Source organism: Ureibacillus chungkukjangi (assembly GCF_044795995.1).
Taxonomy (GTDB): Bacteria; Bacillota; Bacilli; order Bacillales_A; family Planococcaceae; genus Ureibacillus; species Ureibacillus chungkukjangi.
This window is the reverse complement of record NZ_CP085009.1, coordinates 846,148-867,969: the sequence shown is the minus strand read 5'-3', so window position 1 is coordinate 867,969 and position 21,822 is coordinate 846,148. Positions and strand designations below refer to the sequence as shown.

Here is a 21,822-nt window from a genome sequence, read left to right as displayed (position 1 = left end):
AACGTTTATTCACAATATGTGGTTTTTTGAAATTTCAGAACTATTTTTCGCAATAAAACTCATAGAAAAACACAAAACGCCCCATAATCTCTTTTAGACGTTAAAAAATTATCGTCTTAGAGAGAGTATTGGACGTTCATCATTGCTTGTACAATTTATTGATCTTTAACTTCAATACAAGAGCTCATTGCCTGAACCTTTGAGCAACAAGCCTTGCTTTTAGTTAGGAAGATAAGAGGGTTAACTTAACTTCTTCTTATCTAAGTCACGAGAAAATGGGCAACAAAACATTTTTAGACCGTGGCACTCTTCGTTATTTAGAGTACTTTAGGCTGTCATTCATTAGAAAGCTAGGAAACCTCTTGGGTTAACGTGTTCTCCGTCTTGCAATACCTCAAAATGTAGATGGATTCCAGCTGTTGGATTCCATTCGTTTTCGATTGTAGTTGCTAAAGGTTGTCCTTGATTTACTGTATCACCTTGTTTTACTAGAATATCAGTAACTGAGCTGTAACGTGTTTCCATACCGTTTGGATGTGTTAACACGACTTCATTTCCAGTAAATTCGTCAAGTTTTACTTCAGTAACCTCACCGCTCATTGCTGCAAGTACTTCAAATGGCTCGTTATTCACTGACAAAGATACTCCTGATGAAGTAGAGAAAGTTTGATTAAACACTAAAAGTGCTTTTTCTCTAGTCTCTGCATCAGCTGTAACATCGTAAAAGTCTTGTAAAACTTCTACATTGTCTAGTGCTTCTTCATTGAAAGGATATTTCAAAGTTTCAGTACGAGCATTTGTTTCAATTACTGCAGATGGATCTTCAGAAGCTGGGTCATTTTGTACCACTTCTGATTCTTTCTCATCACCGATTAGCGCATTATAACTGAAAATTAGACCGATTAAAACTACAGCAACTGCTGCATAAATTGACGGCCAAAACCATGGCTTTTTTTGCCAACTGTTTTTATTAGGAGAGACCTTAATTTGTTTTTCTTCTCTCATGTTCATCACCTCTAATGGAAGTGTGAACAAAATTTTACATTTCTAATCACATTTTGGAAAAAAATCCTTATTTTTTACAATTTATTTTTTCAACACTTGTATTTTTATAGTAATGTTCAATTATTTTAAGTGCTGTTAAGCCGTTATCAGCCAATGCATCAGCTCCATATTGACTCATCCCAACCCCATGCCCATAGCCTTCTGTCGTAATAACTACTTGTCCATCCTGAGTTTTTATTTGGAAATCAGTAGAACGTAAGTCTAAAAGAGTTCTGAAATCACGGCCTGTCCATTCGTGATCCTTCATAGTAACTGTTTCTACCCTCCCAGTATTATTTTTTTGTAAGCGAATTTGACTAATATCTTCTATTGTAGAATTAATATTTAATTTGCTATTCCATTCTTCAATTGTGAGTGAAGTAGTAGTTTCATAATTATCGGCATATTGAAAATCTGAGCTGGCTACTGATTGTAAATACGGAAGCTCCGTCCCACTATAGTTTGCAGAACTCTCTGTCATCCCGTTACTCATCGAATGGAACATCGCCGTAATCAATTCACCATTGTATTCAATTACCTCACCACGAGTACTTTCAACAGCTTCTCGAACTTTCGATTCATATTCTTCATATGAATCGTTCCAGTTATCTTTCCTTGAATCTTCATCATAAAAAACCTGTTTAGCAACTGTTGGTTCAATTGGGGTTTGTCCATAGTTGGTTGACTTCAACACATAGGTTCTTGCCGCAATGGCTTGAGCCTTTAATGCCTCCAAATTAAAACCAGCAGGCATCTCAGCCGCCACAACCCCTATGACATACTCTTCTAAATCAAGTGGAATGTCACTGCCACTTACCGTTATTGTCAGCGCACAGGCATTTTCAGCAGTTTTAGGAATGCTTTGTGGTGCCGCCTCCGAATTTGATTCAGACTTTAAGAAAATAAATGGAAAGAAAAAAAGTGCGATCACAAAACCTATGACTGATACGACCATTATTGGGTTTCTATAATTTTTTATTTTTTTCATACATATTACTTATGATAGGAATGAAGAAAATATATCTGTTTGGAGAGGAAAATTTTATTTTTGGAATGAATGGGTGCGTGTTGAGAGTTAGATTTTATTTGAGAGACAGTTAATGAGGTAAAAGGATTGATGGTTGTTGAATTAGATTGAGATATTCTAGCGTTGGAGCTTGTGGATGTACTTGTTTGTCGTATAGTTTGGTTTAATGCTACCGTGTGAGCTCCTGCTTGCTTGCTTTTGTAGTAATATCAACGGCTTTATGCTACCTTTCTAGCTTGTGCCCGCTCCTGATCGTCGCAATCACTGGCTTTTTTCTACCGTTCTAGCTCTTGCCCACTCTCAATCGTCGCAATCACCAGTTTTATGCTACCTTTCTTGCTCATGCTCGCTCCCGATAGTCGCAATCAACAGTTTTATTCTACCGTTCTAGCTTGTGCCCGCTCCTGATCGTCGCAATGACTAGCTTTTTTCTACCGTTCTAGCTCATGCCCAATCTCAATCGTCGCAATCTCCACTTTTATGCTACCTTTCTTGCTCATGCTCGCTCTCAATCGTCGCAATCTCCAGCTTTTTTCTATCGTTCTAGCTCATACCCTCTCTCAATCGTCGCAATCAACAGCTTTATTCTACCGTTCTAGCTTGTGCCCGCTCCCAATCGTTGCAATGACTGGCTTTTCTCTACCGCTCTAGCTCATACCCTCTCTCAATCGTCGCAATCTCCAGCTTTATTCTACCGTTCTAGCTTGTGCCCGCTCCCAATCGTCGCAATCACCAGCTTTATTCTACCGTTCTAGCTCATGCCCGCTCCCAATCGTCGCAATCACCACTTTTATTCTACCGCTCTAGCTCATACCCGCTCCCGATTGTAGCAAATCACTAGCTTTATTCTACCGCTCTAGCTCATACCCGCTCCCGATTGTAGCAAATCACTAGCTTTATGCTCTCATCCAGTTCCCCCATCTCAATCGAGTAGGAGGGAGTGATTAACTCCCGACCTCTCACACCACCGTACGTACGGTTCCGTATACGGCGGTTCAATTAAGATGAATAACGCAAAGTTTCGTAACGAACTTGCAGACTTTTCAGCCCTTGGCTTTCCCAATAGGAATTGCCGAGGGTTCTGTGTAATATGGGGCTATTAGAAATGCGCCAGTACCCTTTCCGGGTGTTTCCCCACTCGTATGCTTTTCCAAAAGGAACTTTCAATCGAGTAAGATTTCTGACTCTTGTTCGAGGTTTCTTCCAATTCTTCCATAGACACATCCTTAATCTTCTTTTAATCCAGCTATCTAGTGATTTGAATGTGGAACTTGTATCTGCTAATGCAAAATAACCACACCACCCCATTAGATACTGGTTTAACTTCTCGATTCTGTATTCCATGGAATATGGCATCTTTCTTGAGGTAATCTCTCGTATTTTCATCTTCATTCGGACTAGACTTGTTTTCGCAAGACGAACTTTTGGTTCTTTGTGATTCGTGAAACTAAAACCTAAGAACTTTCGGTTCCAAGGACGATCTACTGCTGATTTCTTTTGGTTTACTTTTAAACGAAGTTTTCCCTCAATAAATCTTTGTACACTCGCCATTACTCTTAACCCCGCACGTTCCGTTTTCACATAAATATTGCAATCATCTGCGTATCGAACGAATTTATGTCCACGTTCCTCCAACTCTTTATCAAGTTCATCTAGAACTACGTTTGAAAGTAGAGGACTTAAAGGTCCACCTTGTGGTGTTCCTTCTTCTGTACTTGAAACCACTCCATTTATCATGACACCGGCTTGGAGGTATTTACGAATAAGTTTTAATAAAGGTTTATCTGAAATTCGTTTCGTTAATGTTGCCATTAGTCGGTCATGATTAACCTTATCGAAGAATTTCTCTAAATCCATGTCAATTACCCATCGATAACCTTCCTTTAAATAACCCTTTGCTTTCCGAACGGCGTCATGGGCGCTCCGATTTGGACGGAATCCATAACTGTGGTCCGAAAATGTTTCGTCATATTCCTTCGATAAAATCTGCGAGATAGCTTGTTGAATCAAACGGTCTGTCACGGTTGGGATACCTAGTAAACGCACACCACCATCTGGTTTCGGGATTTCGACTCGACGTACTGGTTGCGGTTCATAGGTTCCATTCAAAATCTGCGATTTAATGGTTTCCCAATTTTCGAGCATGTGCTGTCGTAAGGTTTGTACGGGCATCATGTCTACTCCATGGCTTCCTTTATTCGCTTCAACTCGCTTTAGCGCTTGTATCATATTTTGCCGTTCAAGAATTTGATTCAACATCACCATTTCGTTCCTTTCCGTGATTAGCTTATCTTCTTATGCCCATCTGAACTCCACCCTCCGCAAATACCCTCGTGGGATTCACCACTACTTTCTAAGCGTGAGGTTTCTCTGTTTTCTGTGCTCATTCATTCTAGATGGAAAGCCAAGGGCTAATCTCTCTTAATTGTTCAGTCCTTCCGACTGGTTCTAGACCCAATCGTACTATGACCTCTGCTGACTTCTGATGATTCAGCTACTTGTCACCAAGTAGGTTATGAAGGGTACTTCATGTTTCCATCAGACCTCCCCGGGTAAGCACATGCACTTTCACACCATCTATCCGCCTCATTTACTAGGTATGACCTTCGACAGAAAGGACTTTGTTTTGTCTTGCAAACTCATCCAGTCGTAACTAGCCTTGTATGAGATTCGTGTTCCTCGGACCGGTGTTTTGCCTCCAGCTTCCTTCAGATTCCGCGTCGCCACGGACACCCTTGCTCTTGGCTAACCTCTACTTCTGTCTTCGGGGTTCGGGACTTACACCCTATAGTTCATGCGCATGCCGGGCGCACAAGAAAAACGACAAAATCCTTATAAAAGAATTTTGTCGTTAAAAATTTGATTATTTTTGTTCTAATTTTCATTTCATCCACGTATGTTTGATTAAAATGAAAATGTATTTAAGTTTTTAAAGATTGGTTAAATTTCTACAACCTGTTCTTTTGATTGGACAGTTTGCTCTTCTTCTGACATTTCATCATCTACACGTTCGATGATTGCACCTAGAGATGCTAATTTTTTATGGAAATCAACGTATCCACGATCTAAGTGAGTTAACTTCGTTACACGTGTTACCCCTTCAGAAACTAGACCAGCTAGGATTAAAGCTGCTGCTGCACGTAGGTCTGTTGCAGAAACTTCAGCACCTTGTAATTTCACAGGTCCTTCAATAAATACCGTACGTCCTTCAATTTTAGCCAAGGCGTTCATACGACGGAATTCTTCTACATGCATGAAACGATTTTCAAATACAGTTTCAGTAATAATACTTGTTCCTTCAGCAGTTAGAAGAAGTGCCATCATTTGTGCTTGCATATCTGTTGGGAATCCAGGATGAGGCATTGTTTTTAAATCAACAGCTTTTAATGGTTGATTTGCACGAACTCTTAGCCCTTCGCCTTCTTCAAGTACTTCTACACCCATTTCACGTAACTTGGCGATTAAAGCAGACATATGCTCTGGTACTGCATTTTCAATGAAGACATCTCCACGAGTGATTGCTGCTGCAACCATAAACGTACCTGCTTCAATGCGATCTGGAATAATGTGATGAGTTGTACCATGTAATTCTGCTACACCTTCAATACGGATTGTATCTGTCCCTGCACCGATTACACGGCCACCCATGCCATTAATAAAGTTAGCAAGGTCAACAATTTCAGGCTCTTTTGCAGCATTCTCAATGATTGTTGTTCCTTTTGCTAACGCTGCTGCTGTCATAATGTTTTCTGTAGCGCCTACACTTGGGAAGTCTAAGTAGATCTCAGCACCCTTTAGACCATCCACAGTTTTTGCTTCTACATATCCATGACCAAATGAAATTTTGGCACCCATTGCTTCAAAGCCTTTTAAATGTAATTCAATTGGACGTGATCCAATCGCACAGCCACCAGGTAAAGCAACACGAGCATAGCCGTTACGCGCTAATAAAGATCCCATCACTAAGATAGAAGCGCGCATTTTACTTACATATTCAAATTGTGCTTCACTCGATAATTGTTTTTCAGCATTTATGTGAATTTCATTTTTCTCTACGTTGTAAGCTACATCAGCATTTAGGCTTTTTAATACTTCATTTATTGTATTAACGTCCGCTAAATCCGGAACGTCTTTAATGATATTCACTTTTTTAGAAGCTAATAATGAAGCTGCTAGGATAGGTAGTACGGCGTTTTTGGCTCCTTCAACTTTTACGATACCTCGTAACTTTTGGCCTCCCGTAACAATAATTTTCTCCACAATTCGTCCCTCCGAATTCAATTGTCCATAACTGTCGAACCTTGATGAATGGTTATAAATCAAATCGTCTTGGCGTAAATTTATTCAGATCTTATCTTAGTTCCTTCGATAATTTCTGCTAAAAATTTTCATGATTCGCCAGAGACTTTAACCTCATTCAAGTTAATTTAAATTTTCTAAATTTAATCATTAATATTTGAAATACTTATTTTTGTCATTAGAGTAAAACTGAATGAAGTTATTAATCACAAAAACTATCAATATAGTACTGCTAATTAAATAGTATAACAAGCATCCAAATCACTATTTTACAGGAAATATCAATAATTTTCTACATTTTATATTACGCTCGATTAAACATATTTGTGAATTTAATACATCCAATTATTGTGTAAAAAATTAACAGTGAATTATTGGATATATACCCAAAATGAAGGTTACAAAACAATTTCCAACAATATTGCCGAGGAAATATTATAAAACTTAGCTTTTCGCCAAGATTTGATTAATTAGACAAAAAATTGCAAAGCTACCGGTAGAAAACGCTCGAAATTTCATATCCGTTCAAAAATCCCTTGAAACTAAGTATGTAGCAGGTAATAGAACTCTTATATATATTATGTAACGAAAAACGAATTGTCATTTGTCCTTACAGGATATATAAATTGCCCCATTTTAGTAATACAGCCATTTCACTACTATTAAGAGAAAATATATGGTAATTGTCTAGACCAATTTGAAAAATCAATTAGGAAATTAGATACTGAAGAACCAATTGCAATACTTAATAATATGTAAATTAACTGAATTTGAAAAACCTTTCCTTTTTTAAACAGCTGCTCTGCTCTGAAAGCTTGAAGCGCAAAGAAAGTGATTGCAATAAAAAAGATATGGGAAACTAATCCGATGATGGCTTGAAAACCTAAAGTTTGATAAACCTCCATTTAAATATCCTCCTTAAAAATAATTAAAAAACACAACTCGACCAAAGTCAGTCGAGTTGATGTTTTATATACTTACTCAGTAAAAAAGCGGACAGTTGCCCGTCCGCTTTTATTAGTTGAATTAGTTATTACCCTCATGAACGCTGATACGATTAATCGCACGATTTAAAGCTAGCTCAGCGCGTTTGAAATCGATGTCATCCTGTTTCTTTTGAAGACGTTGTTCTGCACGTGCAAGTGATTCTTTAGCACGGTTAACGTCAATATTAGCTGCTAACTCTGCAGAAGGAGCTAATATTGAAATTTGGTCAGGACGCACTTCTATGAAACCACCACTAACGGCTACAAGTTCTTGTGAACCGTCTTCTTTTTTAAGTGTTACAGTACCGATTGCAAGTGGGGCAACTGTAGGAATATGTCCTGGAAGAACCCCAATTTCACCTGAAACTGTTTTAGCGATAACCATTGCGACTTCTGAATCGTATACTGGGCCGTCGGGAGTGACAATATTGACTTTAACTGTCTTCATATTTTTGCTCCTTTCGTCCGCAGATTATACCTCTACGCCCATGCTTTTCGCTTTTTCTACTACCTCTTCAATGCTACCAACTAAACGGAAAGCATCTTCTGGTAAGTGATCGTATTTACCTTCAAGGATTTCCTTGAATGAACGAACAGTATCTTTTACGTGTACAAAAGAACCTTTTTGACCAGTAAATTGCTCCGCTACGTGGAAGTTTTGAGATAAGAAGAACTGAATACGACGAGCACGTTCAACTGTTTGCTTATCTTCGTCAGATAACTCATCCATACCTAAGATGGCGATGATATCTTGTAATTCGTTATAACGTTGTAACGTCATTTGAACGCCACGAGCAATACCGTAGTGTTCTTCACCAACGATTTCAGGTGATAAAGCACGAGAAGTTGAAGCTAATGGATCCACCGCAGGGTAGATACCCATCTCAGATAATTTACGCTCTAAGTTAGTTGTTGCATCTAAGTGAGCGAAAGTTGTAGCTGGGGCTGGGTCAGTATAGTCATCGGCAGGTACATAGATCGCTTGGATCGATGTAACAGAACCTTTGTTTGTTGAAGTAATACGTTCTTGTAAGTTACCCATTTCAGTAGCAAGTGTTGGTTGGTAACCTACCGCAGAAGGCATACGACCTAATAGGGCAGATACTTCCGAACCTGCTTGTGTGAAACGGAAAATGTTATCGATGAATAAAAGAACGTCTTGTCCTTGCTCATCACGGAAGAATTCAGCCATTGTAAGACCAGTTAATGCTACACGCATACGTGCACCAGGTGGCTCATTCATTTGACCGAATACCATTGATGTTTTGCTAATAACGCCAGAGTCACTCATCTCGTGGAATAAGTCGTTCCCTTCACGAGTACGCTCACCTACACCAGCGAATACAGAGATACCACCGTGACCTTGTGCGATGTTGTTGATAAGTTCTTGAATTAATACAGTTTTACCTACACCGGCACCACCGAATAAACCGATTTTACCACCTTTGATGTAAGGTGCTAATAAGTCTACTACTTTGATACCTGTTTCAAGGATTTGTACTTCTGTAGATAATTCATCAAATTTTGGAGCTTCACGGTGAATTGAATCACGACGAGCTTCTGCCCCAATTTCTTCTCCTAAGTCGATAACTTCACCTAGTACGTTGAATACACGTCCTAAAGTTACATCACCAACTGGTACAGAGATTGCTTTTCCTAAATCTGTTACTTCTGCTCCACGTTGTAAGCCGTCAGTAGATGACATGGCAATAGTACGAACAGAATCGTCACCTAGGTGAAGAGCAACTTCAAGAGTTAAAGTTTCACTTTCGCCATTTCGACGATCAATCTTAACAGTTAAGGCGTTATAGATTGCTGGTAATTGACCGTTGCTGAATTTTACGTCAACAACCGGACCCATTACTTGAATAACGTGTCCTAAGTTCATTCTTGTGTACCTCCTATCGAGTTGGGTGTCCGAGCGGTCCGAATTGACTAACTATGTAGGGCAATTGAATTTCCCGCTTTTCTTCCTTTTATAAACGCACGCTGGAAAGTGCAGCCTATTCTAAGGCTGCAGCTCCACCAACGATTTCTGTAATTTCTTGTGTAATCGCCGCTTGACGCGCACGGTTATATACAAGTGATAAATCTCTAACAATGTCGTTAGCATTATCAGTTGCTGTTTTCATCGCTGTCATACGAGCAGCATGTTCACTAGCTTTACCATCTAATAAAGCACCATAAATTAAGCTTTCAGCGTATTGTGGAAGTAATACTTCTAGAATTGCATCACCAGATGGTTCGAATTCATATGAAGCCGATACGCCTTCGCTTGCTGGAGCTAAATCAGTGATAGGTAATACCTTTTTCTCAGTAACTTCTTGTGAAATAACACTGACAAAGTGGTTATAGTACATATAAAGTTCATCATATGTACCATCAGCGAACATACCAACAGCTTTACGAGCGATTTGTTTCACGTCAGAGAATGAAGGTTGGTCTGGTAAACCAACAACACTATCTAATACGTTGAATTCACGTTTTACAAAATAGTCACGAGCAACACGTCCGACTGCAAAAATCACGTATTCATCTTGTGATTTATGACGTTCTTTTAACGTGCGTTCTAATTGACGTAAGATACTTGAGTTATAAGCCCCTGCAAGACCACGGTCAGAACCAATTACAAGATAAGCTGTTTTCTTAACTGGACGAGACACTAACATTGGATGCGATGCATCAGTTGCACCTGAAGCGATTGCAGCAACCACGTCTTGTACTTTTTCCATATAAGGAACATATTTCTTTGCATTTGACTCTGCACGTTTACTTTTAGAAGCCGAAACCATTTGCATGGCTTTCGTCATTTGACTCGTTTTCTTTGTTGAAGTAATACGAGTTTTTATTTCACGTAAATTTGCCACTGGTATTTCACCACCTTTTAGTTTTTAATCACAAAACACATTGAACTTGTTTAAACTTATTCTGATTTAGCAAAAGTCTTTTTGAATTCGTTAAGAGCAGCTGCCATTTCAGCATCTGATGCAAGTTCTTTTGTAGTGCGAATATGATCTAAAACGTTTGTGTGGTTTACATCTAACCAGCTGTATAATTCAGCTTCGAAACGTACGATATCTTGTACAGGAATATCATCTAAGAAACCACGAGTTAATGCATAAAGAATTGTTACTTGCTTTTCAACTTTGATTGGTTTGTTAAGGTCTTGTTTAAGAACTTCAACCGTACGTTTACCACGCTCAAGTTTAGCAAGAGTAGCTTTATCTAAATCAGATCCAAATTGTGCGAATGATTCAAGCTCACGGAATGCAGCTAAGTCAAGACGTAGCGTACCAGCAACTTTTTTCATCGCTTTAATTTGAGCAGATCCACCTACACGTGATACTGAAAGACCAGCGTTGATCGCTGGACGTACACCTGAGTGGAATAGGTCAGCTTGTAAGAAGATTTGTCCATCAGTGATTGAGATAACGTTAGTTGGGATGTATGCAGAGATATCCCCAGCTTGAGTCTCAACGAATGGAAGTGCTGTAATCGAACCATTTTGATATGTTTCGTTTAACTTAGCAGCACGCTCTAATAAACGACTGTGTAAGTAGAATACGTCACCTGGGTAAGCTTCGCGACCTGGAGGACGACGTAATAATAATGAAAGCTCACGGTAAGCTGCAGCTTGTTTAGATAAATCATCATATACGATTAATACGTGTTTACCTTGTAACATGAACTCTTCAGCCATAGATACACCAGCATAAGGTGCTAAGTATAATAATGGAGCTGGTTGAGAAGCAGATGCAGTTACAACGATTGTGTAGTCTAAAGCACCGTTTTTACGAAGTGTTTCAACAACACCACGTACTGTAGATTCTTTTTGACCAATTGCAACATAGATACAAATCATATCTTGGTCTGCTTGGTTAAGAATTGTGTCAATTGCAATTGAAGTTTTACCAATTTGACGGTCACCGATGATTAACTCACGTTGACCACGACCGATTGGTACAAGAGCGTCAATCGCTTTGATACCTGTTTGTAATGGTTCGTGTACAGATTTACGAGCCATTACACCGAAAGCTGGGCTTTCGATTGGACGAGTTTTAGTTGTATTGATTGGGCCCTGTCCATCCACTGGTTGACCAAGTGGGTTTACAACGCGACCAATTAGTTCTTCACCAACTGGTACTTCCATAATACGGCCAGTTCGACGTACTTCATCGCCTTCTTTAATGCCTAGGTAGTTACCTAAGATAACGATACCAACGTTACCTTCTTCAAGGTTTTGAGCCATACCCATAACACCGTTAGAGAACTCTAATAATTCTCCGGCCATGCAGTTGTCGAGGCCATGAGCACGAGCAATACCGTCACCAACTGTGATTACAGTACCAACTTCGCTTACTTCTAGATCAGATTGATAGTTTTCAATCTGCTTTTTTATCAGCACGCTGATTTCTTCAGCCTTGATGCCCATGAATGTCACCTCTCACATTTCTTTATAATTAACCAACTAACGTACGTTTAAGATTATCTAGCTTACTAGCTACTGTGTTATCAAAAATGTAGTTACCGATTTGAACACGAACGCCACCAAGAATTGATGGTTCGATTACGTTTGTAATAGTAAGTTTTTCTTTACCAACTAATTTACCGAAAGAAGAAGAGATTTCATCTTTTTCTGAATCAGTAAGTGCGCGAGTAGAGTAAACTGTTGCTTCAGCAGAACCTTGTGCTTCTGCTGCAAGCTTTTTGAAGCTTTTTGCCAAGTTTCCAATTTCGTTAACACGCTTTTTATCAATAAGAAGTTCAAGCATATTTACTACCATTGGATTAGCTGTAGCAAAAACTTCAGCTGCAATTTGTTTTTTACGTTCGATTGAGAATTTTGGTGTAGCAAGTAGTGAAACTAACTCAGGAGTTGTTTCAATTACTTTCACTAATTCTTCTAAATCTACATTAACTTCTGCAACAACTTGTTTTTCTAAAGCAAGTTGAAACAAAGCTTGTGCATAACGATTAGCTATTGTCGAACTCATTTCGCTTCGCCTGCCTTCGCAATCGTTTCTTTAATTAATGCGCTATTGTCCTCTTCAGAAATTTCTTTCCCAAGAACTTTAGATGCAGCAAGAACTGATAATGAAACGACTTCATCACGAACCGCAGCGATTGCTTTTTCTTTCTCAGTTTCGATTTCACGAACAGCTGAGTCTTTTAAGCGATTAGCTTCAGTACGAGCCGCAGTGATGATTTCATCACGTTGAACTTCGCCTTGTTTTTTAGCACTTTCAATAATTGCTTGTGCTTCCGTGCGAGCTTCTTTTAAAAGAGCTTTTTGCTCTTCTAAAGCTTTAGCAGATTCGATGCGAGCGTTTTCAGCTGCTTCGATTTCTCCAGATACTAACTCTTCACGTTGTTGCATAATGCCCATTAATGGACCCCAAGCGAATTTTTTTAGAAGTAACATTAAAACTAGGAAGATAATAAGTGTAGCTAAAACGTCACCACCATTAAAGGCATGACCGCCAGCACCTAGTACTAGGTAATCCAAATTCACGATTGTTTCACTCCCTTCAAGAGCTATCAAAAATTATATAGTTCCGTATAAGTTCGTCTAATAAGACCGTTCGAAACATTTCATAAAATCTATGTTTTGTACTTCTTTACATTCAATTTTAAAAAAGACTTACATTTTAAACAAAAGGAATGGCGAAGTTTCTTCTTGTGGAATCATCTTCGCCACATGTGTTTTGAACCAATGATTATCGGTTCATTACGATGAATGCTACTACTACTGCGATGATCGGTAGGGCCTCAACTAATGCTACCCCGATGAACATTGTAGTTTGAAGAACGCCACGTGCCTCTGGTTGACGAGCGATACCTTCTACTGTACGTGAAACGATAAGACCGTTACCAATACCTGCACCAAGTGCACCTAAACCGATTGCGATTGCTGCTGCTAATAAACCCATTGAATATTTCCTCCTTGGAATTGTATATTATTTTTTTTGTTTTAAGCGTCTAATGTTTTACACTAAAAGCTTTATATTAATGGTCTGCACTCACTTTGTGAGATAAGTAAACCATTGTTAACATTGTGAAGATGAAGGCCTGGATAAAGCCAATGAAGATTGAGAATCCTATCCATGCTAATCCTGGGATTAAACCACCGAAGAATCCTAAAATACTTGTTCCGGCAATACCTGCTATTAAAGTAAGTAAAATCTCACCGGCGTAGATGTTACCGTAAAGACGAAGACCTAACGTTAATGTGTTAGCAAACTCCTCGATAATCTTTAGCGGTAGTAAAAATGACATTGGTTGGACGAATGTCCCGAAGTAATGCTTTGTACCACGCATTTTAATACCATAGTAAGTAGCTAATACCGTAACCATTGATGCTAGCGTTAATGTAACTGTTGGGTCAGCTGTTGGCGACTTCCACCATAGGTCTCCATGAATTACAATACCGCCAAGTGGTAAACCAAGCAAGTTTGCAACGGCGATAAACATAATAAGGGTAATACCTAAAATGTGGAATCGACCACCCGTTTTCCAATCCATGTTGTTTTTGATGATTCCTTTAACGAAATCCATCACCCACTCCATGAAGTTTTGCATACCAGTTGGTTTAAGTTTTAAATTGCGTGTAGCAACAAACGCGATTAAAAATACGATAATTGCTGTAACTAAAAGTGTTAAGACTGTGGCTAAGTTGAAAGTTAAAAAGCCTATCGTTAGTTCTGGAGCTCCATGATCCATTCTTGCATTCACCTCACTTTCTTTGTTACGTTATTTGTTTCTTACCGACGATACGATTACTCCTATAAATAGGAAAACGTATGGAACCATTAGCCCTATCACTGTGCTAATTAGATGGAAATATTGTGGCAACGTAATTGCGATAGCGACTGCTGCAATACCTGATCCATAGCGCAAAGCTGAACCGAGTGATACTGTTTTCTTCCCTTCACTTATGGAACGATCAAACTTGTCCATTCGTCGACCAAGAATCCAAAAGTTATATGTACCAAAGCAAGCACCGACGGCAATACCAGCAAAAACTGTAGGGTATGAGGTAAATCCCCATCCTAATGCACAAAGAGCGAGCAAAAAAAATAACGCTTTCTTCTGCATAGCGAAAATGTGATGCAAATCTAGCATTGGCAATTTATCTCCCAAATCTTTTTCGAGTAAAAGTTCAAATCGTTCTCTACTTAAGGAATCCAGCGAAGCATTTGCTTTACAAGCGTTTCCAACAAATGTCGAAAAAAGAAATGAAAATAGTAAAAAATCCTCGTTTGAATAAGAATTTTCTATCATACTTAGATTTCTTTGCTGTAAATACATAAATTCCAGCGCTTTGAAAACGTTGCAAATTGACGTTGATAAGTTTCAACTGTCAATCTAGTAGAAACTTGATATAACAAGCGTTTCGGGGTCAAATGTTGACTTGAAACCCTTATCATTCTTACCCTTTGTAAGCATACAATAGGGGTAAAATGATGTCAATTAGTTCAGGTGAAAAACTTCACAACAACTGAAATATTGTCAAATTCTTGACAAATTTGTGTAAGAAGTAGAAATAAAAAGATAACAATCTCACCTTTCACTAAATAGAAATAGACTATTTATCAAGTTTTTACCAGAAATATTGATTTTTTAATAAAAATTCTATAATGGAACTTATTATTTACTTTTTTCAAAGAAACTAATCAATGCTTCGACAATCCGTTTAGAAGCATGGCCATCACCATAAGGATTTGAAGCCTGTGCCATCTTCTCATAAGCCGCACTGTCTTCTAATAACTCTTTTGCAAGCTTATAGATTGTTTCTTCTTCTGTACCTGCTAGCTTTAATGTACCAGCTGCAATTCCTTCTGGGCGCTCTGTTGTATCACGTAAAACTAAAACAGGCTTTCCAAGTGAAGGCGCCTCTTCTTGAACACCACCAGAATCCGTTAAAATCATAAAGGAACGGGCAGCAAAGTTATGGAAGTCAAAAACCTCTAAAGGTTCAATTAAATGAATACGAGAATCATTTCCTAGAATCTCATCAGCTACTTCTCGAACAGCCGGATTTAAATGTACAGGATACACAACCTGCACATCATCATGCTCAGATAATAACCTTTTAATAGCCTTGAACATGTTACGCATTGGTTGACCAAGATTCTCTCTGCGGTGTGCTGTTAGAAGAATCATACGGTCATCTCCTATTTTTTCTAAAACCGGATGGCTATAGTTTTCACCAACAGTTGTTTTTAATGCATCAATTGCCGTATTTCCTGTAACAAAGATATCTTGCTCTTGTTTATTTTCTTTTAATAGATTTTCTTTTGACACTTCAGTAGGAGCGAAATGCAAATCTGCCATCACACCAGTAAGCTGGCGATTCATTTCTTCAGGGTATGGTGAATATTTGTTCCCCGTACGTAACCCAGCCTCCACATGACCGATTGCAATTTGGTTATAAAACGCAGCCAAGCTTCCAACAAAAGTAGTCGTTGTATCTCCATGCACTAACACAATATCCGGCTTAGCTTCCTTCATAACACGATCTAAACCCTGAAGTGCATTCGTTGTAACATCAATCAATGTTTGACGATCCTTCATAATATTCAAATCGTAGTTAGGCGTAATATTGAACGTTTCTAATACCTGGTCCAGCATTTGACGATGTTGAGCAGTTACTGTCACAATCGACTCAATTTGTTCAGGATACTTTTGTAATTCTAAAACAAGCGGCGCCATCTTAATGGCCTCAGGTCTCGTTCCAAAAATCGTCATTACCTTCCATTTTTTACTCAATTGACTTGCACCGTCCTTAAATTTTTTAAACGACCTCCCTATCGAGAAGGAGGTCGTATATTAATGTAATAATTGTATTGTATTTAGGATTTGCTAAAAGAATAATTTGTTTGAAGAGGCCGCAACGGTTTATCCGCCAAGTTTAGCGATTTATCCGCCAAATCTAATATGATATCCGCCAGCGAGTACCCTTTATCCGCCAAAAAATTATTTAGTTCCGAATAGACGGTCTCCCGCATCTCCAAGACCTGGAACGATATAGCCGTGGTCATTTAATTTTTCATCTAGCGCTGCGATATAGATATCCACATCTGGATGTGTCTCCTGGATAGCTTGTACACCTTCTGGAGCTGCAATTAAGCACATGAATTTAATGTTTTTAGCACCACGTGTTTTTAAAGAATTAATCGCTTCTACTGCCGAACCGCCTGTAGCAAGCATTGGATCCACGATGATGAAATCACGTTCCTCCACATCAGCTGGAAGCTTTGCGTAATATTCAACTGGCTTTAAAGTTTCTGGATCGCGGTATAACCCGATATGCCCCACTTTTGCAGCTGGGATTAGCTTTAAAACTCCGTCAACCATACCAATTCCCGCACGTAAGATTGGAACGATCGCGATTTTTTTACCAGAAAGAACCTTTGTTTTTGCCGTTGTTACTGGTGTTTCAACATCAATTTCCTCTAATGGCATATCACGCGTAATTTCAAATGCCATTAATGTCGCTACCTCGTCAACAAGCTCACGAAATTCCTTTGTTCCCGTGTTTTTATCACGAATATAAGTTAACTTATGTTGGATTAATGGGTGATCAAATACATATACTTTGCTCAATTGATTTCGCTCCTTTTTGTAACCTGGCATTTAGTGAGATTTCCCCCAACTAAATGTAGTTTCCCTTTATCTAGGCTAGTATATCAAAAAAAGTCATAACATAAAACAATATGTCGAATGGGTTTATGGAAAATTCTATGTCATTTGCAAATATGATGCATGTCAATTGAGTGATGGGGTCTAAAAGGGAGTTTTCTGGTTACTTAAAAGGAGTTATGTGATTTTAAGATGTGTTGTCCGCTCATAAACTTTGCCATGTGAACACAAGCGGCGTTTTCCGCTCATAAAATCTGCTTTGTGCTCATAATACGGGCTATATAATCACAATTGAAAAGGCTAGCGAGGAAATCCTTCTCGCTAGCCTTTTAAAATTACATATTTGTAACTAATTCTTCGTAGATTGGATATTTGTCAGTTAAGACTTTTACGCGATTTGTTGCTTCTTTTTGAACTGCTTCGTCTTCTGGATTTTTAAGAAGTTTGGCGATGATTAAGCCTACCTCTTTTAAATCCTCTTCCTTGAAGCCACGGCTTGTTACTGCCGCTGTACCAAGACGGATACCAGAAGTTACGAATGGTTTTTCTTCATCGTACGGGATTGTGTTTTTGTTAGTTGTAAGTCCTACTTCATCAAGTACTTTTTCTGCAACTTTACCAGTTAGACCAACTGATTTTACGTTTACTAAAAGTAAGTGGTTATCAGTTCCACCAGAAACTAATTCTAAGCCTTCAGCAACTAAAGTTTCAGCAAGTGCTTTCGCGTTTGCTTTAATTTGCTTAGCGTATTCTTTGAATTCTGGCTGTAATGCTTCACCGAATGCTACAGCTTTTGCAGCGATAACGTGCATTAATGGACCACCTTGTATTCCTGGGAACACAGACTTATCAATCTTTTTGCCCCATTCTTCAGAAGTTAAGATTAAGCCGCCACGTGGGCCTCGTAATGTTTTATGTGTTGTAGAAGTAACGAAATCTGCATAAGGTACTGGAGATTGGTGTTCACCAGTAGCTACTAGACCAGCGATATGCGCCATATCTACCATGAAATAAGCGCCTACTTCATCAGCAATCTCACGGAATTTTTTGAAGTCGATTTCACGTGGATATGCAGAAGCACCAGCAACGATTAACTTTGGCTTATGTTCTAAAGCTTTTGCACGTACATCCTCATAGTCAATAACATGCGTTTCTTTTGATACACCGTATTCTACAAATTTATATTGAATACCAGAGAAGTTTACAGGAGAACCATGTGTTAAATGCCCACCATGTGAAAGGTTCATACCAAGCACAGTATCGCCTGGTTCAAGAACTGTGAAGTATACAGCCATATTAGCTTGTGCACCAGAGTGCGGTTGAACGTTTGCATATTCAGCACCGAAGATTTGTTTCACTCGATCACGTGCGATATCTTCCACAACGTCTACATGCTCACAGCCACCATAGTAGCGTTTACCTGGGTAACCTTCAGCATATTTGTTAGTTAATACTGAACCTTGTGCTTCCATAACTGCCTCAGAGACAATATTTTCTGATGCGATTAACTCGATGTTCGCTTGTTGACGTTTTTTCTCTGCTAAAATACCATCTAATACCGCTTTATCTTGTGCTGCTAATTTTTCATAAGCCATTGTCTAAATCCCCCTAAAATTCTTTCATTTTTTTATTAATGAAAAATCCTATTATCGGATTTTTATCCCAAATTCATTTAACCTTTATAAACTTCTCTGATGCTTTTATCTAATATAGACTGCTCTTTCGCCACCGATTAATTTTGGACGAGTTGTTGCTATTGTAACAATTGCTTCCCCAATTTGCCGTACCGACGTTCGCAACGGAATCGCAACTTCTTTTAAATGCATTCCAATAATCGTTTGTCCGATATCAATCCCACCATGGGCACGAACATGCTCCACAACAACCGGATTTTCAAATTTTGAATACGCATAGGCAGACATGGAACCACCTGCATGTTTAACAGGAACTACTGTGACAGGCTCCAATGAATACATTTGAGCAGCCTCAGCCTCCATTGTTAGAGCGCGGTTTATGTGCTCACAGCCTTGGAAAACTAAATATAGACTGTGTTTTTGGGCAAATTTCGAAAATTCATCAAACAGTACTTCAGCTATCTCAATGGCACCAGAAGTTCCAATTCGAGAGCCTGCAATTTCAGATGTCGAGCAGCCGATAACATAAAGCTGCTTTGGCTGAAACTTTACTTGTTGTTCTAACTCACTTAGCAACTGCGACAATTGTGATTGAATCTGCTGTAATGAAGTCAAGATTCGTCACTTACCCTTCAAGCTCAGTAATTTTTTCGATTCGGCGAGAATGACGACCGCCTTCAAACTCGGTACCTAACCAAGCTTTTACGATTTCAAGCGCTAAACCAGGTCCGATAACACGTTCCCCCATAGCTAGAATATTAGAATCGTTGTGGCAACGAGTTGCTTTTGCACTGAACACATCATGAACAAGTGCACAACGAATACCTTTTACCTTATTTGCAGCAATTGACATACCGATGCCAGTTCCACAAACTAAAATTCCACGTTCGAATTCACCACTAGCTACACCATCAGCTACTGGTTTCGCATAATCTGGATAATCAACCGAATCACTAGATTGCGGACCAAAATCCTGATAGCTAATGTTAAGTTCATCTAATAGTGACATAATTTCTTTTCGTAAGTTATTCCCACCGTGGTCTGAAGAAATTGCAATTTTCACTACGTTACCTCCTAGCGTATATTGTCATGTACAGTTTACCACTAATTGAGAAATAATTACATGTATTTTATAAACATTCACATAATCTTTTAACTTAAATACGAATAATAGCGTGCATGTACTCAATTTCGTTCAGATTTAAACTACTTTCCGGTTCGAAACTCCAAATATAATTCGTGAATAGGCAGAAATTGTGTGTGTACCAGGTACACACACAATTTCTGTACAATTCAGAATCTTTTCGGTGCCAGGTACACAAACAACTCCCATACAATTCAGAATTCTCCATGTACCAGGCACACAAACAATTCTCACACAATTCAATTCTAGACAGAGAAAAGCCTCATGCGTTAGGTGGGCATGAGGCTTTTCTGTTAGTTGTTTCGATCGAATTGTTGGATCATTTTGTATAGCTGTTCGGATTGGCGTTTTAAATCCTTTGATAGGTTTTCGACTTGTTCGATAGCGTAGGCTTGTTCTTCTGTTGAGCCACGTACTTCTTGGGCTCCTGCAGAGGTTTGCTGAGCGATGGCCGCTACTTCTTGAGATTGACGTGCTGTTGTTTCGATATTGACCATTTGTTTTTCGACTAACTCTGAAATCTTTACAACTGCATCTGCCATTTCACGCACACTTGAAGCCATTCCTTCAACTGTTTCGGTTGTTTCAGAAACCTTCGAGGACTCCTTCACAGCAAAGGTTACTTGTTCGTTCATTTGTTTTACGACCACTGATACATTCTCTTGCATTGTTTGAATCAGGCTTGTGATTCCCTGAACTGCTTTTGCACTTTCGTCTGCTAAGCTACGAACCTCTTCTGCAACTACAGCAAAGCCTTTACCATGCTCCCCAGCTCGTGCCGCTTCAATAGAAGCATTCAATGCTAATAGGTTGGTTTGTGCTGCAATATCCCCTACTAAGCTGATGATTCGTTCAATTTGTTCGGCATTTTTCTCAAGCTGATGTATGTTTCCAAGGGCTTTTTCATTCCCCTGTGCAATTTGTTGAATACTTGTCACTAATCCTTGGATCGAATCTGTTGTTGTTTCTAGACTATGAATGATTTCCTTAGATTGATTTGCTGAATTAAGGGCACGCGTATTTACCTCTGATGCCAATTGGCGTACATCCTCAATTGCTTCAGCCGTCTCCTGTACAGCAACAGCAGAACCTTCTGCACCTTGAGAAATCTGGCTAACCGTTTGTGCAATTCCCTCCGCTTTAAGTGAAGCAGCTGAAGTTTGCTCCGATAATTCAATAATGACCTCGTTCGTTTTATTGAAATTTCCTTCAATACTTTCTACCATTTGGCGAAGGTTTGTTACCATTAGCTGGAATGCTTCAGCAACAGAAGCAATTTCGTCACGGGATTTTGGTACATTTACGTCCTGTCCAATTTTCCCTTCTGCTACTAATGTTGCAGATTTTTCAAGCTGCTGTAATGGCTTCACTAAAATGACACTGAAAATGCCAGCTAATATACATGACCAAGTGATCCCTAATACATATGTAAGAAGCTCAAAGACTCTTTGATTTTCGATAAACTGTGAGAAGAACATTGGGTGAAGATAATGTATAAATACAAAACTTGTTGAATACGTAACGAACGCTAAAATACCTACAAATAAAACTAATTTTTTGCGTAAGCTGAATGTTTTATTTTTCATTATTTAGTGCTACCTCCAGAAAATTTCATAAGTAATTCGTCTATTAGTCGATTTAGTTCTAGATAAGTCTGTTTATACGTTGCAATATCTCCACCAAATGGGTCAGATACATCCTTTGAGCTAAAAGGAACTACATATTCTTTTAATGTAAAGGTTTTCCCCTGAGCATTTGGGAAAGAAAGCAAAATCATATTTTTGTGAGCTAAAGTCATTGTTAAAATTAAATCTGCCCACTCAATATCCTCCTGCTTTACTTGTGATGTAATATGACTAAAGGATATTTGTTCTTGTTCGAGTACAGCTTTTGCATTCTCTGAAATTTCTCCTCCTTCCATTGCATATATACCAGCTGATTTAACCTGTACTTCCTCAAGGTTTTTACTTCGCAATATAGCTTCTGCCATAGGACTTCTACATGTATTTCCCGTACAAATGAAATAAATATTCACGAGCGTCCACT

General features: G+C 38.9%; 21 protein-coding genes. All 21 read right to left on the bottom strand.

Annotation, left to right across the window (positions count from 1 at the left end; all coding sequences use genetic code 11):
- Positions 1–342: 342 nt before the first annotated feature.
- Complete coding sequence (locus tag LG296_RS04420; protein ID WP_404427506.1) at positions 343–1,005, bottom strand: peptidoglycan DD-metalloendopeptidase family protein; 663 nt, start codon at positions 1,003–1,005, stop codon at positions 343–345.
- Between the two features lie 67 nt (positions 1,006–1,072).
- Complete coding sequence (gene spoIID / locus LG296_RS04415; protein WP_404427505.1) at positions 1,073–1,999, bottom strand: stage II sporulation protein D; 927 nt, start codon at positions 1,997–1,999, stop codon at positions 1,073–1,075.
- A gap of 1,071 nt (positions 2,000–3,070) precedes the next feature.
- Positions 3,071–4,333, bottom strand: coding sequence for a group II intron reverse transcriptase/maturase (ltrA, locus tag LG296_RS04410; RefSeq protein ID WP_107937924.1), 1,263 nt, complete (start codon positions 4,331–4,333; stop codon positions 3,071–3,073).
- Positions 4,334–5,011: 678 nt separating this feature from the next.
- Complete coding sequence (murA, locus tag LG296_RS04405) at positions 5,012–6,331, bottom strand: UDP-N-acetylglucosamine 1-carboxyvinyltransferase (RefSeq protein WP_404427504.1); 1,320 nt, start codon at positions 6,329–6,331, stop codon at positions 5,012–5,014.
- Between the two features lie 701 nt (positions 6,332–7,032).
- Positions 7,033–7,275 carry a DUF1146 family protein gene (locus tag LG296_RS04400; RefSeq protein ID WP_251402390.1) on the bottom strand — a complete coding sequence of 81 codons (243 nt, stop codon included), beginning with the start codon at positions 7,273–7,275 and terminating at the stop codon, positions 7,033–7,035.
- Between the two features lie 121 nt (positions 7,276–7,396).
- The gene (locus LG296_RS04395) at positions 7,397–7,804 is read right to left on the bottom strand and encodes a F0F1 ATP synthase subunit epsilon (RefSeq protein ID WP_251402393.1); all 408 of its coding nucleotides are present in this window, start codon (positions 7,802–7,804) and stop codon (positions 7,397–7,399) included.
- Positions 7,805–7,828: 24 nt separating this feature from the next.
- Positions 7,829–9,244 (bottom strand): F0F1 ATP synthase subunit beta, encoded by a 1,416-nt coding sequence (gene atpD, locus LG296_RS04390; RefSeq protein WP_251402402.1) that lies wholly within the window; start codon positions 9,242–9,244, stop codon positions 7,829–7,831.
- Positions 9,245–9,359: 115 nt separating this feature from the next.
- Positions 9,360–10,223, bottom strand: a complete 864-nt coding sequence (gene atpG, locus LG296_RS04385) for an ATP synthase F1 subunit gamma (protein WP_251402404.1) — start codon at positions 10,221–10,223, stop codon at positions 9,360–9,362.
- A gap of 56 nt (positions 10,224–10,279) precedes the next feature.
- Positions 10,280–11,788 (bottom strand): F0F1 ATP synthase subunit alpha, encoded by a 1,509-nt coding sequence (atpA, locus tag LG296_RS04380; protein WP_107932506.1) that lies wholly within the window; start codon positions 11,786–11,788, stop codon positions 10,280–10,282.
- 28 nt (positions 11,789–11,816) lie between these two features.
- Positions 11,817–12,350, bottom strand: coding sequence for a F0F1 ATP synthase subunit delta (locus LG296_RS04375; protein WP_404427503.1), 534 nt, complete (start codon positions 12,348–12,350; stop codon positions 11,817–11,819).
- Positions 12,347–12,868 (bottom strand): F0F1 ATP synthase subunit B, encoded by a 522-nt coding sequence (gene atpF / locus LG296_RS04370; protein WP_251402408.1) that lies wholly within the window; start codon positions 12,866–12,868, stop codon positions 12,347–12,349. The genes LG296_RS04375 and atpF overlap by 4 nt, the downstream gene beginning before the upstream one ends.
- Before the next feature lie 205 nt (positions 12,869–13,073).
- On the bottom strand, positions 13,074–13,286 hold the full coding sequence (gene atpE / locus LG296_RS04365; RefSeq protein WP_036200106.1) for a F0F1 ATP synthase subunit C: 213 nt from the start codon (positions 13,284–13,286) through the stop codon (positions 13,074–13,076).
- A 76-nt stretch (positions 13,287–13,362) separates the two neighbouring features.
- Positions 13,363–14,076, bottom strand: a complete 714-nt coding sequence (gene atpB, locus LG296_RS04360; protein WP_107932500.1) for a F0F1 ATP synthase subunit A — start codon at positions 14,074–14,076, stop codon at positions 13,363–13,365.
- A 30-nt stretch (positions 14,077–14,106) separates the two neighbouring features.
- Positions 14,107–14,478: an ATP synthase subunit I gene (locus LG296_RS04355; RefSeq protein ID WP_251402461.1), complete on the bottom strand. Its 372-nt coding sequence runs from the start codon at positions 14,476–14,478 to the stop codon at positions 14,107–14,109.
- Between the two features lie 525 nt (positions 14,479–15,003).
- Positions 15,004–16,125, bottom strand: coding sequence for a non-hydrolyzing UDP-N-acetylglucosamine 2-epimerase (gene wecB, locus LG296_RS04350; RefSeq protein ID WP_285842608.1), 1,122 nt, complete (start codon positions 16,123–16,125; stop codon positions 15,004–15,006).
- Positions 16,126–16,332: 207 nt separating this feature from the next.
- Positions 16,333–16,962 (bottom strand): uracil phosphoribosyltransferase, encoded by a 630-nt coding sequence (gene upp / locus LG296_RS04345; protein WP_107932743.1) that lies wholly within the window; start codon positions 16,960–16,962, stop codon positions 16,333–16,335.
- 371 nt (positions 16,963–17,333) lie between these two features.
- Positions 17,334–18,593, bottom strand: a complete 1,260-nt coding sequence (glyA, locus tag LG296_RS04340; protein WP_107932494.1) for a serine hydroxymethyltransferase — start codon at positions 18,591–18,593, stop codon at positions 17,334–17,336.
- A gap of 105 nt (positions 18,594–18,698) precedes the next feature.
- Entirely contained in the window at positions 18,699–19,247 is a 549-nt protein-coding gene (locus LG296_RS04335; protein ID WP_107932493.1) for a TIGR01440 family protein, read from the bottom strand.
- A 10-nt stretch (positions 19,248–19,257) separates the two neighbouring features.
- The gene (rpiB, locus tag LG296_RS04330; RefSeq protein ID WP_107932491.1) at positions 19,258–19,695 is read right to left on the bottom strand and encodes a ribose 5-phosphate isomerase B; all 438 of its coding nucleotides are present in this window, start codon (positions 19,693–19,695) and stop codon (positions 19,258–19,260) included.
- A gap of 374 nt (positions 19,696–20,069) precedes the next feature.
- A complete protein-coding gene (locus tag LG296_RS04325) occupies positions 20,070–21,362 on the bottom strand; it encodes a methyl-accepting chemotaxis protein (RefSeq protein WP_107932489.1) in 1,293 nt (430 codons plus the stop codon).
- Complete coding sequence (locus tag LG296_RS04320; protein ID WP_107932487.1) at positions 21,362–21,811, bottom strand: low molecular weight protein arginine phosphatase; 450 nt, start codon at positions 21,809–21,811, stop codon at positions 21,362–21,364. The genes LG296_RS04325 and LG296_RS04320 overlap by 1 nt, the downstream gene beginning before the upstream one ends.
- Positions 21,812–21,822 lie beyond the last annotated feature (11 nt).